The sequence below is a fragment of the Ruegeria sp. ANG10 genome, assembly GCF_040705255.1.
GTDB lineage: Bacteria > Pseudomonadota > Alphaproteobacteria > Rhodobacterales > Rhodobacteraceae > Ruegeria.
The window spans coordinates 84,212-101,268 of the sequence record NZ_JBFCVU010000006.1 but is presented as its reverse complement, the minus strand read 5'-3'; the positions used below and the strand labels follow the sequence as shown (position 1 = coordinate 101,268).

21 protein-coding genes are annotated in these 17,057 nt (G+C 57.1%); 9 read left to right on the top strand and 12 right to left on the bottom strand.

Annotated features, from left to right (window positions below; genetic code table 11):
• Nucleotides 1–74 precede the first annotated feature (74 nt).
• On the top strand, nt 75–935 hold the full coding sequence (locus tag AB1A64_RS14160; protein WP_366551998.1) for a D-amino-acid transaminase: 861 nt from the start codon (nt 75–77) through the stop codon (nt 933–935).
• 44 nt (nt 936–979) lie between these two features.
• Here the strand turns inward: AB1A64_RS14160 and AB1A64_RS14155 are convergent, their stop codons facing one another.
• The 3 genes from AB1A64_RS14155 to AB1A64_RS14145 all read right to left on the bottom strand — a co-directional run bounded on the left by AB1A64_RS14155 (nt 980) and on the right by AB1A64_RS14145 (nt 2,470).
• Nucleotides 980–1,294: a DUF1244 domain-containing protein gene (locus AB1A64_RS14155; RefSeq protein WP_170377405.1), complete on the bottom strand. Its 315-nt coding sequence runs from the start codon at nt 1,292–1,294 to the stop codon at nt 980–982.
• 112 nt (nt 1,295–1,406) lie between these two features.
• Nucleotides 1,407–1,646, bottom strand: coding sequence for a DUF6868 family protein (locus tag AB1A64_RS14150; RefSeq protein ID WP_366551997.1), 240 nt, complete (start codon nt 1,644–1,646; stop codon nt 1,407–1,409).
• 86 nt (nt 1,647–1,732) lie between these two features.
• Nucleotides 1,733–2,470, bottom strand: coding sequence for an N-formylglutamate amidohydrolase (locus AB1A64_RS14145; protein WP_366551996.1), 738 nt, complete (start codon nt 2,468–2,470; stop codon nt 1,733–1,735).
• Nucleotides 2,471–2,603: 133 nt separating this feature from the next.
• On the opposite strand from AB1A64_RS14145, the gene pyk reads away from it, so the two are divergent.
• Complete coding sequence (pyk, locus tag AB1A64_RS14140; RefSeq protein WP_366551995.1) at nt 2,604–4,049, top strand: pyruvate kinase; 1,446 nt, start codon at nt 2,604–2,606, stop codon at nt 4,047–4,049.
• Nucleotides 4,050–4,097: 48 nt separating this feature from the next.
• Here the strand turns inward: pyk and AB1A64_RS14135 are convergent, their stop codons facing one another.
• Complete coding sequence (locus AB1A64_RS14135; protein WP_058282928.1) at nt 4,098–4,541, bottom strand: Lrp/AsnC ligand binding domain-containing protein; 444 nt, start codon at nt 4,539–4,541, stop codon at nt 4,098–4,100.
• A 198-nt stretch (nt 4,542–4,739) separates the two neighbouring features.
• Between AB1A64_RS14135 and AB1A64_RS14130 the strand changes: the two genes are divergently transcribed.
• The 6 genes from AB1A64_RS14130 to AB1A64_RS14105 all read left to right on the top strand — a co-directional run bounded on the left by AB1A64_RS14130 (nt 4,740) and on the right by AB1A64_RS14105 (nt 8,607).
• The gene (locus AB1A64_RS14130; RefSeq protein ID WP_058282927.1) at nt 4,740–5,177 is read left to right on the top strand and encodes a universal stress protein; all 438 of its coding nucleotides are present in this window, start codon (nt 4,740–4,742) and stop codon (nt 5,175–5,177) included.
• A gap of 14 nt (nt 5,178–5,191) precedes the next feature.
• Nucleotides 5,192–6,742, top strand: a complete 1,551-nt coding sequence (locus AB1A64_RS14125; RefSeq protein WP_366551994.1) for an alanine/glycine:cation symporter family protein — start codon at nt 5,192–5,194, stop codon at nt 6,740–6,742.
• A 182-nt stretch (nt 6,743–6,924) separates the two neighbouring features.
• Nucleotides 6,925–7,125 carry a 50S ribosomal protein L35 gene (gene rpmI, locus AB1A64_RS14120; protein WP_010443552.1) on the top strand — a complete coding sequence of 67 codons (201 nt, stop codon included), beginning with the start codon at nt 6,925–6,927 and terminating at the stop codon, nt 7,123–7,125.
• Nucleotides 7,126–7,139: 14 nt separating this feature from the next.
• Complete coding sequence (gene rplT / locus AB1A64_RS14115; RefSeq protein ID WP_008756009.1) at nt 7,140–7,505, top strand: 50S ribosomal protein L20; 366 nt, start codon at nt 7,140–7,142, stop codon at nt 7,503–7,505.
• A 202-nt stretch (nt 7,506–7,707) separates the two neighbouring features.
• Entirely contained in the window at nt 7,708–7,878 is a 171-nt protein-coding gene (locus AB1A64_RS14110; RefSeq protein WP_366551993.1) for a hypothetical protein, read from the top strand.
• A 45-nt stretch (nt 7,879–7,923) separates the two neighbouring features.
• Nucleotides 7,924–8,607 carry a phosphatase PAP2 family protein gene (locus tag AB1A64_RS14105; protein WP_366551992.1) on the top strand — a complete coding sequence of 228 codons (684 nt, stop codon included), beginning with the start codon at nt 7,924–7,926 and terminating at the stop codon, nt 8,605–8,607.
• A gap of 153 nt (nt 8,608–8,760) precedes the next feature.
• Here the strand turns inward: AB1A64_RS14105 and AB1A64_RS14100 are convergent, their stop codons facing one another.
• Both AB1A64_RS14100 and AB1A64_RS14095 read right to left on the bottom strand, forming a co-directional pair.
• Nucleotides 8,761–9,219: a hypothetical protein gene (locus AB1A64_RS14100; RefSeq protein WP_366551991.1), complete on the bottom strand. Its 459-nt coding sequence runs from the start codon at nt 9,217–9,219 to the stop codon at nt 8,761–8,763.
• 122 nt (nt 9,220–9,341) lie between these two features.
• On the bottom strand, nt 9,342–10,733 hold the full coding sequence (locus AB1A64_RS14095; protein ID WP_366551990.1) for an aminotransferase class III-fold pyridoxal phosphate-dependent enzyme: 1,392 nt from the start codon (nt 10,731–10,733) through the stop codon (nt 9,342–9,344).
• 221 nt (nt 10,734–10,954) lie between these two features.
• Here AB1A64_RS14095 and AB1A64_RS14090 point away from each other — a divergent pair, with 221 nt between their 5' ends.
• Nucleotides 10,955–12,583 (top strand): acyl-CoA synthetase, encoded by a 1,629-nt coding sequence (locus AB1A64_RS14090; protein ID WP_366551989.1) that lies wholly within the window; start codon nt 10,955–10,957, stop codon nt 12,581–12,583.
• On the opposite strand, the gene AB1A64_RS14085 is transcribed toward AB1A64_RS14090, so the two are convergent.
• From AB1A64_RS14085 to AB1A64_RS14060, 6 genes are all read right to left on the bottom strand, one after another.
• Nucleotides 12,580–12,921, bottom strand: a complete 342-nt coding sequence (locus AB1A64_RS14085) for a DOPA 4,5-dioxygenase family protein (RefSeq protein ID WP_366551988.1) — start codon at nt 12,919–12,921, stop codon at nt 12,580–12,582. The genes AB1A64_RS14090 and AB1A64_RS14085 overlap by 4 nt on opposite strands.
• A gap of 89 nt (nt 12,922–13,010) precedes the next feature.
• Nucleotides 13,011–13,649: a maleylacetoacetate isomerase gene (gene maiA / locus AB1A64_RS14080; RefSeq protein ID WP_366551987.1), complete on the bottom strand. Its 639-nt coding sequence runs from the start codon at nt 13,647–13,649 to the stop codon at nt 13,011–13,013.
• 4 nt (nt 13,650–13,653) lie between these two features.
• Nucleotides 13,654–13,851, bottom strand: coding sequence for a DUF2783 domain-containing protein (locus AB1A64_RS14075; protein WP_366551986.1), 198 nt, complete (start codon nt 13,849–13,851; stop codon nt 13,654–13,656).
• A 5-nt stretch (nt 13,852–13,856) separates the two neighbouring features.
• Entirely contained in the window at nt 13,857–15,467 is a 1,611-nt protein-coding gene (locus AB1A64_RS14070) for an FAD-dependent oxidoreductase (protein WP_366551985.1), read from the bottom strand.
• 136 nt (nt 15,468–15,603) lie between these two features.
• Complete coding sequence (locus AB1A64_RS14065; protein WP_366551984.1) at nt 15,604–16,554, bottom strand: MBL fold metallo-hydrolase; 951 nt, start codon at nt 16,552–16,554, stop codon at nt 15,604–15,606.
• Nucleotides 16,554–17,030, bottom strand: coding sequence for a DUF2059 domain-containing protein (locus AB1A64_RS14060; protein ID WP_366551983.1), 477 nt, complete (start codon nt 17,028–17,030; stop codon nt 16,554–16,556). The genes AB1A64_RS14065 and AB1A64_RS14060 overlap by 1 nt, the downstream gene beginning before the upstream one ends.
• Between the last annotated feature and the right edge of the window lie 27 nt (nt 17,031–17,057).

The following is a 17,057-nucleotide window of genomic DNA, read 5'->3' as shown; positions in this document are numbered from 1 at the left end:
AACGCCCGGAAAATGATCCGGTGGATCATTTTCAGCAAGGAACGGGCGAAGCCCTGAGACGAAAAGGATATGACATGACCCGCACCGTTTACGTGAATGGCGAATACCTGCCTGAAACCGAAGCCAAGGTTTCCATTTTTGACCGTGGTTTCCTGTTCGCAGACGCCGTTTACGAAGTCACCAGCGTTCTGGATGGCAAGCTGATTGACTTCGAAGGGCATGCCGTGCGCCTCAAGCGGTCTCTGGACGAGCTGGAAATGGCCGAGCCCTGCACCAAGGGTGAGCTGCTGGACATTCACCGCAAGCTGGTTGAGCTGAACGGCATCGAAGAAGGTCTTGTGTACCTGCAGGTCAGCCGCGGATCAGATGGCGACCGGGATTTTGTGTTCCCGTCGGCAGATACCAAGCCCAGCCTGGTTCTGTTCACCCAGAACAAGCCGGGCCTGGCCGACAGCCCGGCGGCGAAAAAGGGCGCCAAGATCATCTCGATCGAGGATATCCGCTGGGGTCGCCGCGACATCAAAACCGTTCAGCTGCTGTACCCGTCAATGGGTAAGATGATGGCCAAGAAAGCGGGTTGTGACGACGCGTGGTTGATCGAAGACGGCTATGTCACCGAGGGCACCAGCAACAACGCCTACTACGTGAAGGACGGCAAGATCGTCACCCGCCCGCTGTCGACGGACATTCTGCACGGCATCACGCGTAAAGCCGTGCTGCGCATGGCGGCTGAGGCGCAGATGGAAGTTGAAGAACGCCTGTTCACCATCGACGAAGCGAAAGAGGCGGACGAAGCCTTCACCACCTCGGCAAGTGCGTTCGTCATGCCGGTGGTTGAAATTGACGGTGTAACGCTGGGGGATGGCACACCGGGCCCGATCGCCAAACGGCTGCGTGAGATTTATCTGGACGAAAGCCGCAAGGCAGCGATCTAAACAAAAGGCCCGCCGGATTGGCGGGCCTTTTTCGTTTTAGGGGATTAGTCTTTTTTCCCAACATTTTCTTCAAACGCGACCTTAAAGGCGGCCTGTTTCTCGGGGCTGGCATCGGTCTGATAGTTGGCCTTCCACTCATCCATGGTCATGCCGTAGAAAATCTGGCGGGCTTCGTCCTTGCCCATTTCGATGCCCTTTTCGTTGGCGGCTTCCTGATACCAGCGCGACAGGCAGTTGCGGCAGAACCCGGCCAGATTCATCATGTCGATGTTCTGAACGTCAGTGCGGTCTTCCATAAGGTGCTTTTGCAACCGGCGGAACGCGGCGGCCTGAAGTTCGATTTCGGTTTGCTTGTCCATTTTCGGGCTCCCACTGAGTGTCATGCGTCTTGTGCCTGACCTAACAATCCGAAAGCGTCGTTACAACAAACAGGAAGGGCCAGTCGGCCCTTCCCACCATTGGATATCGAAATTAAGCCAGCTTCAGGGCCAGCCACGGCATCAGGCAGAATACGATGGTCAGGATCTTGTAGTTGGCTAGGTATCGGAAATAAGCCCTTTTTGCATCGCCCGGTTCCATCTGGAACATCCGGCCGTGTATCCCGGCGGCCCAGTCCTGCAGGGCTACGATCAACATTGTAGATAACGCCAAAAGGGCAAAGTTAAGGACCGTCATCCAACCGAAGACGGTCGTCAGGAATTCCTGAGTCATGGTCGTCTCCTTTCCCCTTATATATGGGGGCTCGGGATATCCTCACAATAACGTGAGGCCCGGAATCGACCTTATTTGACCTTACGTCACAGACCGCTTTCACCCAAAGCGTCCTGTAGAATTACGGCCAGACGTTCGGCCCATTCACGCTGTCCGGCATTATTCGAAATAAGATCATTGCGCAGTTCGATCAGGGCGTTAGGGCGGCCATGTGTTGTGCAGTGTCGATCAATCGCGTCACCGGGCAGTACACCGGTATAGGGCTCGTTGACGCCAACACACAGGTCCGCTTCGGCCTGAAGACGGTCGATCAACGGGCGCGAGAACCGTTCATCTGGGGTGTGCAGCACTCCGATATGCCATGGGCGTGGGTCGCGGCCACGCAGTTGGCGGGTGAAGGAATGCATCGACACGATCACCGCATGCGGCAGGCCCGCCATACGTTCCAGCGCCTCGTGATAGGGGCGGTAGCACATGTTCAGACGCCGTTTGCGCTCGGCCGCGTCTGCGTGGCGGTTGCCGGGAATGATCGAACCGTCATACAGCTTCATCAGCAGGGTTGGGTCATCCTCACCCCGGTTGGGATCAATTACCAGACGGGAGAAATTTGCGGCAATAACTGGCGCGTTCAGGATCTCTCCCAAATGCTTTGACACCTCATACGCGCCCACGTCATAGGCGATGTGACGCTCCATATCCTCGCGCGGCAGGCCGAGGTCTCCGCCGTTGATTTCGGGTGGCACCGTGTTGGTTGCGTGGTCGCATGTGATCAACCAGCGCGAAGGGCGATCAGCGCCATGGATAAAAAACGGGGAATACGTCATAAGCCTGTCATCTAGTTTGTCGCAGGTGTAGGGCAGTTGCTTCGGAAAGGGAATTGCGCAATAAGCAGCTTGAAGCAATGTTTGCGGTAACATTTGCGCGATGCAGAAAGAAGACGTGAGGAGAGCAAGACCAATGCGACGCCTGAGAAATGTAAAAATCGTGGCGACGCTGGGACCGGCGTCCAATGACTATGACACCATTCGCGCGCTGCACGAGGCTGGCGCGGATGTGTTTCGCCTGAACATGAGCCATGGCAGCCATGACGAGATTCGCGAACGTCACCGGATCATCCGGCAGGTGGAAAAGGATCTTGAAAGCCCGATTGCGATTCTGGCCGATCTGCAAGGGCCGAAGCTGCGTGTAGGTGAATTCGCCAATGACGCCGAAGAATTGACTGAGGGCGCGAGCTTCCGGCTGGACCTTGACACTGCGCCGGGGGATGGGGGCCGCGTTTGCCTACCGCATCCCGAGATTTTCGCTGCACTTGAGCCGGGTGCACGGCTGTTGGTCAATGACGGTAAAATTCGCCTGATCGTTCAGGAATGTGGCAAGGAATTCGCCAATTGCACGGTAGAGGTCGGAGGCACGATATCGAACCGGAAGGGTGTAAACGTCCCCGATGTGGTTCTTCCATTGGCCGCACTGTCTGAAAAAGATCGAGACGATCTGGAGTTCGTTTGCCAACTCGGCGTCGATTGGCTGGGTTTGAGTTTTGTTCAGCGCGCCAAGGATGTGTTTGAAGCACGTGGGTTAGCTGATGGCCGGGCCTCGATCTTGTCCAAGATCGAAAAACCGGCGGCAGTTGAGGCATTTGATGAAATCCTCGATGCTTCTGACGGGATCATGGTGGCACGTGGCGATCTGGGGGTTGAACTGCCGATCTCTGCGGTGCCTCCGATCCAGAAACGTCTGGTCAGGCGGTGCCGCGCGGCAGCCAAACCAGTGATCGTGGCCACACAGATGCTGGAAAGCATGATTGAAAGTCCTATGCCCACACGGGCCGAGGTTTCGGACGTGGCGACTGCCATCTACGAGGGCACCGATGCCATCATGCTCAGCGCTGAATCGGCAGCGGGATCGTATCCGATCGAAGCTGTGCAAACCATGAACCAGGTCGCCATCGAGGTCGAGGCTGATCCGACCTATACCCAGATCATCTCGGCATCGCGCACCGCCAAAGGCACGACGATTGCCGACGGGATCGTGGCTGCGGCACGTGAGATTGCCGAAAAGACGGACATCAAGGCTATCTGCTGTTTTACCCAAAGCGGCACAACGGCCCTGTTGACCGCGCGGGAACGTCCCGGAGTGCCCATCATCGCCATGACGCCCGCCACCGGAACCGCACGGCGCCTGTGCCTGAGCTGGGGCTGTCATTGCGTGATGACGCCCGAGTTGGAACGTTTCAAAGGCGCTGTTGTCAATGCAGCCCGCACTGCCCGCGCGAGCGGGTTTGCGACCGAGACTGATCAGATCGTGGTGACCGCTGGGGTGCCATTCAACGTGCCCGGAACCACCAATATTCTGCGTATTGCGCCCTGTGACGAACGCCTGATTTACAACACAGATCCGGGCTGATTGAATCGCGTCAACGTACAATCCGCCTTTTGGCCGAAAGATCCTTTGTCAGGAGATTGGGCTTTTCACGATCTCCATAACTGTAAATGAGCTTGTCTGGTGAATTCCCGGCAGCTTATTTATTTTCTCACCGAGGATATCGCGAAAGTGTGTAATGTCTCGGGTGCGCACCGTCAGGAGATAATCAAACGATCCTGCCACCATTAAACAGCTTTCAATTTCTGGAATATTGCGGACAGCGTCATTGAACCTGCCAAGAGATTGCTCAGCCGTCGCGGCCAGTGAAACCTGCACAACCGTGACCAAGGCTAGCCCCATTCGCTCTTTATCGACGATGGCACAATAGCCTTTGATGTACCCGTTTTTTTCCAAGCGCTTGACCCGCTCGGAGCAGGGGGTATTGGTCAGGTTGACACGTGCCGCAAGATCGACGATCGACAACCTTCCGTTGATTTCCAGCTCTTGCAGGATGCGTTGGTCTATTTTGTCCAATTCTCTATCGATCAGTAAAAATCCCTGAAATTTTAGCGTAAGACGACATTTTTCACTGAATATAGACTAAAATAATCCCCAATTCCTAGTGATTATTCCTGATACTTATCTGAAGGCAGCTGCGTCAATGTGTTCCAAGTTTGGCTGTCTTGTCGAGGGCACGGGCCTCGACCCAACGAAAAAAATTGGAGAACCGACATGACAACAAAAATTGTCATAGGACTGGACGGGACAGAGACCGGGGAGCGCGCGATCGCCTTTGCCAAAGATTTGGCAGGGCGCATCGATTCATGCGAATTGCTTGTGGTTTATGTGATCGAATGGTCCCCATTTACTTTTCAGACACCTGAAGAAAATGCCCTGCGCCATAAGCGGCGCGAGGAAGAGGTCGAATTGGCCTCGACACGGATCGTCACCCCTGCGGTGGACGCATTGAACGCGGCCGGTTTCACAGCGCATGGTATTGTGCGCCACGGTGACGTGGCCGAAACGCTGAATGCGATCACGGTCGAAAACGGCGGCACTCAGATCGTCGTCGGGCGCGCTTCGGCGGACGGGTTCAAGAAACGAATCTTTGGCAGCTCGACCCAGAATCTGGTCATGCATGCCGATGTGCCGGTCACCGTTGTGAACTGAGGGGAGTGACGAGAATGAATAGGATTAAACAACTGGGCATGGCCACAGCGGCCGCCCTGTTCGCCACGCCCGCACTGGCCCAGGATGCGCCGGGTCTGGACGACAAGATCAACCAGGCATTTGCTGATTTCACCGGGCCGTTCGTTAGCTTTATCTTTGCCCCATTTCCAGGCACTAGCTTCCCTTGGATCGTGGGTTGGCTGGTCGTAGCGGCCACAGTGTTCACGCTGTATTTTGCCTTTGTGCAGCTGCGGTTCTTTAGTCACGCGATCAGCCTTGTGAAAGGCGACTATTCCGATCCCAACGATGCGGGTGAGGTCAGCCACTTTCAGGCGCTGGCCACGGCGCTTTCCGGGACCGTCGGTCTGGGCAACATCGCCGGTGTGGCGGTGGCTGTCGGGATCGGCGGGCCGGGTGCCACGTTCTGGATGATCGTCGCGGGCCTGCTGGGCATGGCGTCGAAATTCACTGAGTGTACGCTGGGCGTGAAATACCGCAACGAATACGACGACGGCACCGTTTCCGGTGGCCCGATGTATTACATGTCCAAAGGGTTCAGTGAGCTGGGCTTGCCGGGCGGTAAGATCCTGGCTGTTCTGTTTTCGATCTTCTGTATTCTTGGCGCGCTGGGCGGGGGCAACATGTTCCAGGCCAATCAGGCGCACCAACAGATTGCAGGCATTGTCGGGGATTATCCGGGCTGGATTACAGGCCTGGTCTTTGCCGGTATCGTGTTCGCAGTGATCGTGGGCGGCCTGAAATCCATCGCGCGCGTCACCGAAAAGGTCGTGCCGTTCATGGGTGTTATGTACGTGGCGGCAGCACTAGTGATCATCATCATGCACGCAGACCAGATCGGCTGGGCCTTCGGCCAGATCTTTGCGGGTGCCTTCACTGGCCTCGGCATCGCAGGCGGTATGGTTGGGGCGCTGATCCAGGGCTTCCGCCGTGCGGCGTTCTCGAACGAGGCGGGCGTTGGTTCTGCGGCGATTGCCCACTCGGCCGTGCGGACCAAAGAGCCGATCACCGAGGGCTTCGTGTCGCTGCTTGAGCCGTTCATCGATACGGTCGTGATCTGTACAATGACTGCACTGGTGATCATCATCACTCAGCAGCTGATCATCGACCCGGAAACCGGCCTTTACATGCTGACCGAAGATGGTTCGGCTATTGCCACCGTTGACGGTAATTCGGGTGTCAGCCTGACGTCCGCGGCGTTTGGCAGTGCGTTCAGCTGGTTCCCCTATGTTCTGGCGATCGCGGTGGTTCTGTTTGCCTTCTCGACCATGATCAGTTGGTCCTATTATGGCCTCAAGGCCTGGACTTATCTGTTCGGCGAAGGACACACCAAAGAGCTGGTGTTCAAGGTCATCTTCTGCATCTTCGTTGTCATCGGTGCGGCGGCCAACCTTGGTCCGGTCATCGACTTCTCGGATGCGGCGATCTTTGCAATGGCGGTTGTGAACGTCTTTGCGCTCTACTTCCTGATGAAAGTGGTGCGCGAAGAGCTGGCCAGCTATGCAGCCCGCCTGAAAAGCGGCGAAATCCGCAAATTCGAGCACTAAATCACTCCACCGGGGCGGCCAACGCTGCCCCGGTGCCTGACCACCCTGCGAAAAGCGCAGATTCTGGTCAAAACCCCCTTGCCAGTATGGAAGAACTTGCGTAAACGGCGCTTCTGATCGCGTGACCGGCCGAGATGGCATGCCGAGTCGCGTTTGAAACCGAACCCCGAAAGGAGACGGAAATGCCTAAGATGAAGACAAAGTCGAGCGCCAAGAAGCGCTTTAAGGTGACTGCGACCGGTAAGGTCCTTGCTGGCCAGGCCGGCAAACGTCACGGCATGATCAAGCGGACAAAGAAATTCATCCGCGACGCCCGTGGCAACACCACCCTGTCCGCCCCCGACGCCAAGATCGTCAAGGGCTACATGCCCTACGACCGCTAAGAGGAGATTAAGAGATGTCCCGCGTTAAAGGTGGAACCGTAACTCACGCCCGTCACAAGAAGGTCATTAAGGCCGCCAAAGGTTACTATGGCCGCCGCAAGAGCACCTTCAAGGTTGCCCGTCAGGCCGTCGACAAGGCCAATCAGTACGCAACCCGCGACCGTAAGAACCGCAAGCGCAACTTCCGCGCGCTGTGGATCCAGCGTATCAACGCTGCTGTGCGTTCGCATGACGAAGCACTGACATATTCCCGCTTCATCAACGGCCTGAACCTGGCCGGTATCGAAGTGGACCGCAAAGTTCTGGCCGACCTGGCCGTGCACGAACCGGAAGCGTTCGGCGCGATCGTCGCCAAAGCACAGGCCGCTCTGGCAGCCTGATCCTCTTTCGAGAGACAGTGAATGAAGGGCCGTCCCATGTGGGCGGCCTTTTTTGTTTTGTGTTCATTCAGACAATTATTTCCGACACCAAACGCTCGGGCTGAATCTTGATTGCCGGCGAATTAAGAAAACTTAATCCAAACCCGCTATGCGCAGCTATGAAACAACAACACATGAAGCTCACCTAATTGGAGTGAGTACCATGAAATATACTGCTGCTTTGGGTCTCGTTGCCCTGAACCTGGCTGTTCTGAGTGGGCCAGCCCTTGCCGATTGTTACTTCGGAACTGATGCGGTGACCGGCACCGAGACAATCATCTGCGAAACGGATGGGGGCTTTTCCAGCTGGGGAACGATGATCGCTGAAGCGTGAAGCTTTTTGACAGAGCCTGTCGAATAATCTGAAAGGGAAACCGCCATGCTTAAGAGTGCTATTGCTGTTGTTGCTTTCGTGGCTTTTGCTGGCCCTGCCATATCGAGTCAGTTCTATCCGGCGAACAGTCTTGACAGTGTGGCACTGATCGGACCTCCGGCAGAGCCGGGATCAGTTGAGTTCGACAAGGAAATGTTCACCGTCCTGTGGCTTCAGGAGAGCCGAACCCCTGAACAGGTGGCGTTTGTTCAAAAGTCCGTCGACCTGGACCGCTTCGCACCTATCGTTGCAACCGGGTTGCTGGATGTGGACACACAAGTATTGGGTGAAACGCTAGAGCAGATTATCGATGAAGTTCGCGACGACTATAATCTGGTCAAAGCGAATTACGATATTCCGCGCCCTTTCGTGATCAACGACGCGGTTGAACCCGTCGCGACGGCATTCCCCGTGACGTCATATCCAAGCGGGCACACGATCCGTGCAATAGTCTATACGTCGGTCCTTTCGGATATCTTCCCCGAGCATTCCGAACAGCTTGAAGCTTTTGGGCGTGAAATCGGCTACGGTCGTGTGATCGGAGGCGTTCACTATCCAATGGACGTCAAATCCGGACAGGTGCTGGGTGATGCCTACATGGATGTGATACGGGAACAGCCTGCGTATCAGGACGCGTTGAATGCCATCCGGAACGAGAAAAGCAACGAAGCCCTGCCAGTCACGCAATAAGCGTTGAAAGAATGCACCAAAGGGGGCGTCGCTCAATGGAGCAGTGGGTTTCGGTTTCGCGAAAACGGAAGGATGCCTTTCAATTTCCTGCCCGTGCCGGCAACTGAATTGCGGCTGCGGTGGACGTCTCTCACTTTCAACGTGGGCGTTGGGTCACTTGCCGTCCTTCTTCACCAACTGCGCCGCAAAGGCCACGCCCGTGCCCGGCCCGGCATAAGTGACCATGATCACGTCATCCAGATAAACCCCGTTGAAAATACCGGCCGAAACGTCCTCTCCCGATATCCCGGCTTCGGCCAGAACAAAGCGGGTGGGGTCGTCCAGGCTGAAGGTGCCCATCGCCTCTTCGACGATCCATTCTTTGTCCCCAATGCGGCGCCAGCGGTTGGTGGCTGTGATCAGGTTGCCGTCCAGCTTGGTGACTTCCAACTCCATCTCGGTCTGCAGCAGGCCTTTCTCGTGGTTGGGGTTCGATTTGGCGAAGGCCACTAGATAGGTGCCATGCCATGTGCCGACGATCTGAGGGAAGCCGCTGCCATCTTCGGCGCTGGCAGGGGCTGCAAGGGCTAGCACAAGGGCGGCGGCAATGCTGCGGAAAAGGTTGAGTACCATGGGGCGATCTCCTGCAAAGGGTGCCATCAGGCTAACCCAGTTCAGGAAATTGGCAAACCATGGTGTAGAAACAAAAAAACCGGCGCCGAAAGCGCCGGTTTTCACAAGCTTTGTACAGCGAATTAGCCGAACACGCGACCCAGCGCGCCGTCGACGGCGTCGGTGATCTGGTCGATGTCATCTGCCGTTGCGATCAGCGCGGGCGAGAAGCACAGCGTGTTGTTACGGCTTGGGATCGAGCGGTTGGTCGCACCAATGATGACACCTTGCGCCATACAATCGGCCACAACTGCCTGGACTTTTTTCTCATCCATCGGCTCTTTGGTCGAGCGATCTGCAACCAGTTCTGCCCCCAGGAACAGGCCTTTGCCGCGCACGTCGCCGATGACCTTGTGCTTTTCCATCAGCGCTTGCAGGTTGCCCAGCATGCGGTCACCCATGTCGGTGCAGTTCTGCAGCAGGTTCTCGTCCTGAATGATGCGCATGTTTTCAACTGCAGCCGCCGGACCGGCGGTGCAGCCACCAAAGGTCGAGATGTCGCGGAAGTAGCTCATCGGATCAGCTGCGTCGTCCTTGAACATGTCAAAGACTTCCTCGGTGGTGACCATGCAGGCAATCGCCGCATAGCCGGAGGCAACGCCTTTGGCCATGGTCACGAAGTCCGGCTTGATGCCGTATTGCTGATAACCGAACCAGGTGCCGGTACGGCCGACGCCGCAGACCACTTCGTCGATATGCAGCAGCACGTCGTACTTCTTGCAGATTTCCTGCACGCGCTGCCAGTAGCCTTCGGGCGCTTCGATCACGCCGCCGCCTGCGGTTACCGGCTCAAGGCACAGGGCGCCAACGGTGTCGGGACCTTCGCGCAGGATGACCTCTTCGATCTGATCTGCGGCCCAAACTCCAAAGTTCTCTTCGGGCGCGCCGTCCAGCTCGTGCTTGCGGTATTCCATGCAGTGGGGAACACGCACGAAATCGGGCGCGAAGGGGCCGTACTGCGCGGTACGCTCGTCCTGACCACCTGCCGACATCGTCGCTAGGGTCGAGCCGTGATAGTCGCGGTCGCGGTACAGGATTTTGGTCTTCTTGCCGCCATAGCGCTTGTGTGCGATCTGACGGACCATTTTAAAGGCCTTCTCGTTCGCCTCAGAGCCCGAGTTGGTGTAGTACACCCGGCTCATGCCCGGCATTTTGTCGATCAGCATTTCGGCAAAGATCGAACCAGGAATCGAACCGGCTGTATTGGCGAAATAGCAAAGCTTCATCAGCTGGTCATAGACCGCCTTACAGATTGATTCGCGGCCATAGCCGACGTTGACGGTCCAGACACCACCGGACACGGCGTCCAGATGCTCTTTGCCCTTTTGATCCCAGACGCGCATGCCCTTGCCTTCGACGATGATGCGTGGGTCATTGGTTTCAAAGGGTTTATGCTGGATCAGGTGGTGCCAGATGTGGGCGCGGTCGGCCTCGACTACGCGGGAAAGATCGTTTTCGTTGAACGTGCCGTCCATGACATGTCCTTTCAATAAAGCTCGTTGCGCGGATTGCAGGGGCTATCCCGAACCGGCAGATGTTTTCGATGGCTCAGATCACCTTGAATGGCCTGTCGGAGATAGGGCCAGATTGCACCATCCCGTATTGCCAGTCCATTCCTGAGACGTATTTTTACGGGTTTGTCAGACGCTCAACTTTATGCTCAATTCGCGCAAATCGCGATTGGGAGGATCAGCGGATGGGAGCCACACAAATTTACGAGCGTCATCTGGGCAAATGCCGGGCCAACTATGTGCCTTTGTCCCCGTTGAGCTTTATTGAGCGCACGGCGCAGATTTACCCTGACTATCCGTCGGTTGTGTACGGCGATCGCCGGTATAGCTGGGTCGAGACGTATACCCGGTGTCGCCGTTTGGCGGGCGCATTGGCCGCACGTGGAATCGGCCAGGGCGACACAGTGTCTATCATCGCCGCCAATATCCCCGAGATGTACGAGGCGCATTTCGGTGTCCCCATGGCCGGTGCGGTTCTGAACGCAATCAACACACGTCTGGACGCAGTAATCATCGCGTTCATCCTGAACCACGCAGAAGCTAAGGTGCTGCTGGTCGATCCCGAATTTTCCGGCGTGGTGAAAGACGCGCTGAAACAGGTCGACCATGACCTTCTGGTCATTGATATCGAAGACGCCAGCTTTGAGGGCGGGGAAAAGCTGGGCGACCTGACCTATGATGCGTTACTGACCGAAGGTGATCCGGAATTCGACTGGTCTTTGCCCAAAGATGAATGGGACGCGATCACCCTGAATTATACGTCAGGGACCACGGGCAATCCCAAAGGCGTAGTCTATCACCACCGGGGCGCGGCGCTGAATGCGCAGTCGGATTTGCTGGACTGGGATATGGCGAAACACGCGGTCTATCTGTGGACCTTGCCGATGTTTCATTGCAATGGCTGGTGTTTCCCCTGGGCCATGGCGGCGAACGCGGGCGTGTCGGTCTGTCTGCGTGCGGTGCGGGCCGAACCGATCTATGCGGCCTTCCGGGATGAGAAGGTCACGCATTTCTGCGGCGCGCCGATTGTTCTGAACATGCTGGCCCACGCGCCGGATCACCTGAAGGACTTTGACCATCAGATCAAGGTGATGACCGCGGGTGCCCCGCCGCCTGCCGCCGTGATCGAGGCAATGGAAGACATGGGGGTCGAGGTGACCCACGTTTATGGTCTGACCGAGACCTATGGCCCGTCAGTTGTCTGCGCCTGGAAAGACGAATGGAACAGCAAGGGCGCGCAGGAACGCGCGGCGCTGAAAGTACGGCAGGGGGTGCGTTATTCGGCCCTGTCGGGCCTGATGGTGGCTGACCCCGAAACGTTGGAACCCGTACCTGCCGATGGTGAAACCATGGGTGAGATCTTCATGCAGGGCAACGTGGTGATGAAAGGCTATCTGAAAAACCCCGACGCAACGGACAAAGCCTTTAACGGCGGTTGGTTTGCCTCGGGCGATCTGGGGGTGATGCATCCCGATGGCTATATCGCGCTCAAGGACCGGTCCAAGGACATCATCATTTCAGGGGGTGAGAATATCTCGTCCGTCGAGGTGGAAGGCATCCTGTATAAACACCCGGCGGTGATGGAGGCCGCTGTTGTGGCGCGGCCCGACGAAAAATGGGGCGAAACCCCATGCGCCTTTGTCGAGCTAAAGCCAGATGCTACAGCGACCGAGGCCGAATTGATTGCGTTCTGCCGGGACAACATGGCCCATTTCAAAGCGCCCAAGACGGTGGTGTTCGGAACTTTGCCCAAAACATCGACCGGCAAGGTTCAGAAGTTCGTGCTGAGGGATCAGGCGCGTGCGCTGACCTAAGCGCCCATCTTGTCAAAGATCGAAAGGTTCAGCTCAAGCATCTCACCCATCCAGATGGCGCGGTCCCGGTGATCCTCAAGGTGTTGGCCGGTTTCGGGGTGGGTGAAGATGGTCAGGCCCTGCCGGTTCAACATCAGCCACGGAATGACCTGATCGAACACGTCCGGCGCAAAGGCCAGCTGGCAGCTCCAGCGGGGGTGCGGACCGACATTGCGTTCATGCACGCGGCCCATTTCAACGGGGAACAGACGCGCGGCGGTTTCGCAAACCTGTCGCGCGACATCCACTGTGTCCGCGTCAAAATAGACATGGGCGTGATAGCCGGTGATCTCGGGCATGGTGACCTCATCCATCTGTTTCACAGAAATCCTAGGCCGAACTTGTAACCATTCCTATCCTCATCGGCACACATACCCTGTGCGCCGCGCTAGGTCGGGGCATTCGCATCCGGATGTGCGGCGGCAAAGGCGGTATGGTCGGCACAGGCGGTCTCAACAGCAAGGATGCGGGGCAGGTCTGACAGATAAACCTGCCAGCGCCGCGCGTTGTACAGTTGCGGCATCAGACACAGATCGGCCAGCCCTGGACTGCTACCAGTGCAATAAGGTGCCTGTTCAAATCCCGCCAGCAGCGCTTCAAACGCCAACAGTCCAGGACGGATGAAATGGCGCATCCAATCGCCTGGCATCCCGTCGGCTCCCTTGCTGAGCGTTGTGGCATACTGCGCCACCGACAGGTTGCAGACCGGGTGGATATCCACCGCGATGGACTGCGCCAGCGCCGCTGCCTTGGCGCGCAATGCAGGCTCAGCAGGCAATAAACCCAACCCCCGGCTTTGATCCAGATAATCGATGATTGCCAGAGATTGCGTCAATCGCAGCCCGTCAATATCCAGCACCGGAACCAGCCCCTGCGGGTTGCGCGCCAGATGGTCGTGTGACTTCTGATCCCCGGCTTTTAGATCAACAAAGACAGGGCGATAGGCGATCCCCGCTAGGTTCAGCGCGATACGCACCCGGTAGCTGGCCGATGAGCGCCAGAAATCAAAAAGGACCACGTCGCCCATAGTTTCAGGTCTCTCTAAGGGCCGCGGCCTCGACCGCCTGGTTCAGCACGTCGGAGTCCCCGATATGGTTCGCCAGCACCAGCACCAGACGCGCGTTCAACGCGTCGCTTGCGGACTTGTCCAACCCGTCATGGGCGGCCAGCAACCCGGCATAGAAATCATCGGCATTGTCGAGATTTGGGGTGAGGATCAGATCAGCCATTTTGCTTACTCCTTGCCGGTGGCCCGGCGGATCGCCTGCCGGAATGCGTTTTCTTCGTAGCTGTCACGCCGCGCGGCAACATGCTGGTCAGGGCGTATCAAATAGACTGCGCCCGCGGCATCGCCCAGATACCGACGCTTCAGTTCCAGTGTCAGGTCATCCTTGACCGTCAACGCAAGCCGGGTGGCCTCGACCCCGTCTTCTTCGATCCACTCGGGGGCGTCGGCGTCAATAGTCAACAGGGTGAACTTGCCCGCCAGTTTTGGCAACAGGAATTCATTGCCCAGGGGCGCATCCGGGCAGGCTGAGCCCGGTCGCGTGATATCCGGGCCGTTAAGTGCATCGGCTGAGCTGAGCGAAGACCCCTGATAGGTGCAGGGCGTGCTCAACCGTCCGGAATTGACCAGAGGGCGGGCGAATTCGAAATGTTCGCTGAGATCCAGAACCGCGTCCCGCAACAGGCGCGACATCTGGGATTTCGGCGTTATGAAATCGGTCGAGCGGCTGGATTTCGCGATATTCTCGTCCGCAGCCTGCACTCTTTCGCGGCTGTAGCTATCCAGCAGAATTTCGGGCGCTTTGCCGTCCAGAACCAGTTTCAGCTTCCAGCAAAGGTTATCTGCATCCTGTATCCCTGTATTAGCCCCCATCGCACCGAACGGGCTGACCTGATGGGCGCTGTCCCCGGCAAATAGAACGCGCCCATAGCGGAAACGCTCCATTCGGCGGCACTGGAACGTATAGATCGACACCCATTCCAAATCGAAATCCACATCCTCGCCCAGCATCGCCTTGAGGCGAGGGATGACATTCTCGGGGCGTTTTTCGCGCTCTTTGTCGATGTCCCACCCCAGTTGCAGGTCAATACGCCAGACATTGTCGGGTTGTTTATGCAGCAACGCTGATTGTCCGCGATTGAACGGCGGATCGAACCAGAACCAGCGCTCGGTGGGGAAATCGGCTTCCATCACCACGTCAGCGATCAGGAAGTTGTCTTCGAAGACGCGGCCATCAAAATCCAGCCCCAGCATTCGACGGGTAGGAGAGCTGGCACCGTCGCAGGCAATCAGCCACTCGGCTTCTACGTTATAGGGCCCCTCAGGGGTCTCGACCTCAAGCACCACGTGGGTGTCATGGGTGCCGATGGCCTCGACCTTGTTGCGCCCACGGATTTCGATGGGCGCGCCCGAAGCCTGCAATTGCCGCACACGGTCGACCAGAGCATTTTCGAAATAGTATTGCTGAAGATTGATGAAGGCCGGGTTTGCATAGCCCGTGTCGGGTTGCAAATTGAACTCATAGACCTGGCGATTGTCGAAATAGACCTTGCCGACATTCCACTGCACGCCCTTGTCCACCATGGGGCTACCCGCGCCCAGACGGTCAGCAATATCCAGTGTACGTTGCGAAAAGCAGATGGCCCGGCTGCCGAAGCTGACCTTGTCATTGTCATCCAACACCACGACCGGGACACCTTGCTGGGCCAGATCTATCGCAGTGACCAGCCCGACCGGCCCGGCACCAACCACAATGACCTTGTGCCGGATGGCGATGGCAGCGTCCTGATCCGGGCTGCGTTCGTAGGCATAAAGTGGGACTTCGAAAATCTTGTTCATGGGTTCTCCCCCGATACATATGCGCGCAAGACGCAAATCTCCTGTCCTCTGACGCGGCCACGCCCGAGACCTTGCCCAATGCTTTCATTGATTTTTCCGACGCAAAACGATCTGGATCAAATGCGACGGAATGTCCTTAACTTTGCAGATCCGACCACATCTCAAGGTCGCGCTGGGCGGTCCAGATGCGTGGTGTGTCAATGCCGCGTGCCTCGTCATAGGCGCGCGCGACGTTGAAGGGCAAACAGTGTTCATAGATCGCATAGTCGGCGAATTTGGGGTCGCATTCAGCGCGCACAGCATCCCAGGCCTGTTTTAAGGTGCCGCCACACGCAGCGACCCGTGCCGCCGGACGGTAGGTGCTGTTGACGAAGTCGCGGGTGCTTTCTATCGCTGCGTTCACCATGTCTGCCCCGATCAGCGCATCCCCGCGCCCCGGGGCAATGGCATTCACATCAAACGCCTTGATTGCGTCCAGCGTACCGCCCCAGTCGCCGAAATGCCCGTCACCGCAGTAGCAGGCGGAATGATATTCGACGATGTCGCCGGTGAACATCACGTTCTGGTCCGGCACATGGATCACGATGTCCCCGGCAGTGTGGGCGCGACCCAGATGCATGAGGTCGACCCTGCGATTGCCTAGGTAAACAGTCATCCTGTCGCGGAATGAAGTCGTGGGCCACGTCAGGCCGGGAATGCTTTCGTGTCCTTCAAACAGGCGGGGAAAGCGTTGAAACTCGCTATCCCAATCCTCTTGCCCGCGTTCGGCAACCATGGCGCGGGCCTTGTCCGACATGATGATCTGCTGCGTGCCATAGGCACTGGCGCCGAGTACGCGGACGGCGTGGTAATGCGTCAGCGCCAAATGTGTAATCGGCTTATCCGTGACAGAACGCACGCAGTCGATCACCTTGCGTGCCAGCCGCGGTGTGGCTTGTGCTTCGATAATCATCACGCTGTCGTCGCCGATAATCACGCCTGAATTTGGATCGCCCTGCGCTGTAAAGGCATATAGGCCCTCGCCAATTTCGGTGAACGAGATCGCCTTCTCTGAAAGATCCGATTGTGAGGCGAAGGCCTTTGTCATCAGTTTTTTTCCTGCAGGATTTTTGCCAACTCAGGTGTGATCTGCAAGGTCACGCGCTGCATGTCAGCGGACAGGGCTCCCATGGTTTGCTGCATGAACGGCTGCATTTTGCCCATGATGGCACTGCCATGCTCTGATCCGTAGAAATCGATCAATGCAGACAGTTCTTCGGCCGAGAACAAGTCAGCGCTGCTGTCGATCATCTGCTGTTCCAATTTCGGACGCAGGCTTTGCATCGCGCCAGACATCACAACACCGATGCGCTGCAACTGGTCCTCCGTCACAGTAACGCCCGGCGGAAGAGTGGCTGCAACCTGCGCTGCCATACCTTCGGGTGAGAACATGTTGTCCATCATCAATTGCACATCCGACAACTTCACATATTCCTCGGCCAAGGCTTGATTATCGGCGGCCAAGGCCGAATGGCTGAACCCGATAGCCAGTATCAGAGAAGCAACAAGAGTTTTCAGTGTCACGTTTGATCCAATCACTTTTGGGCACGT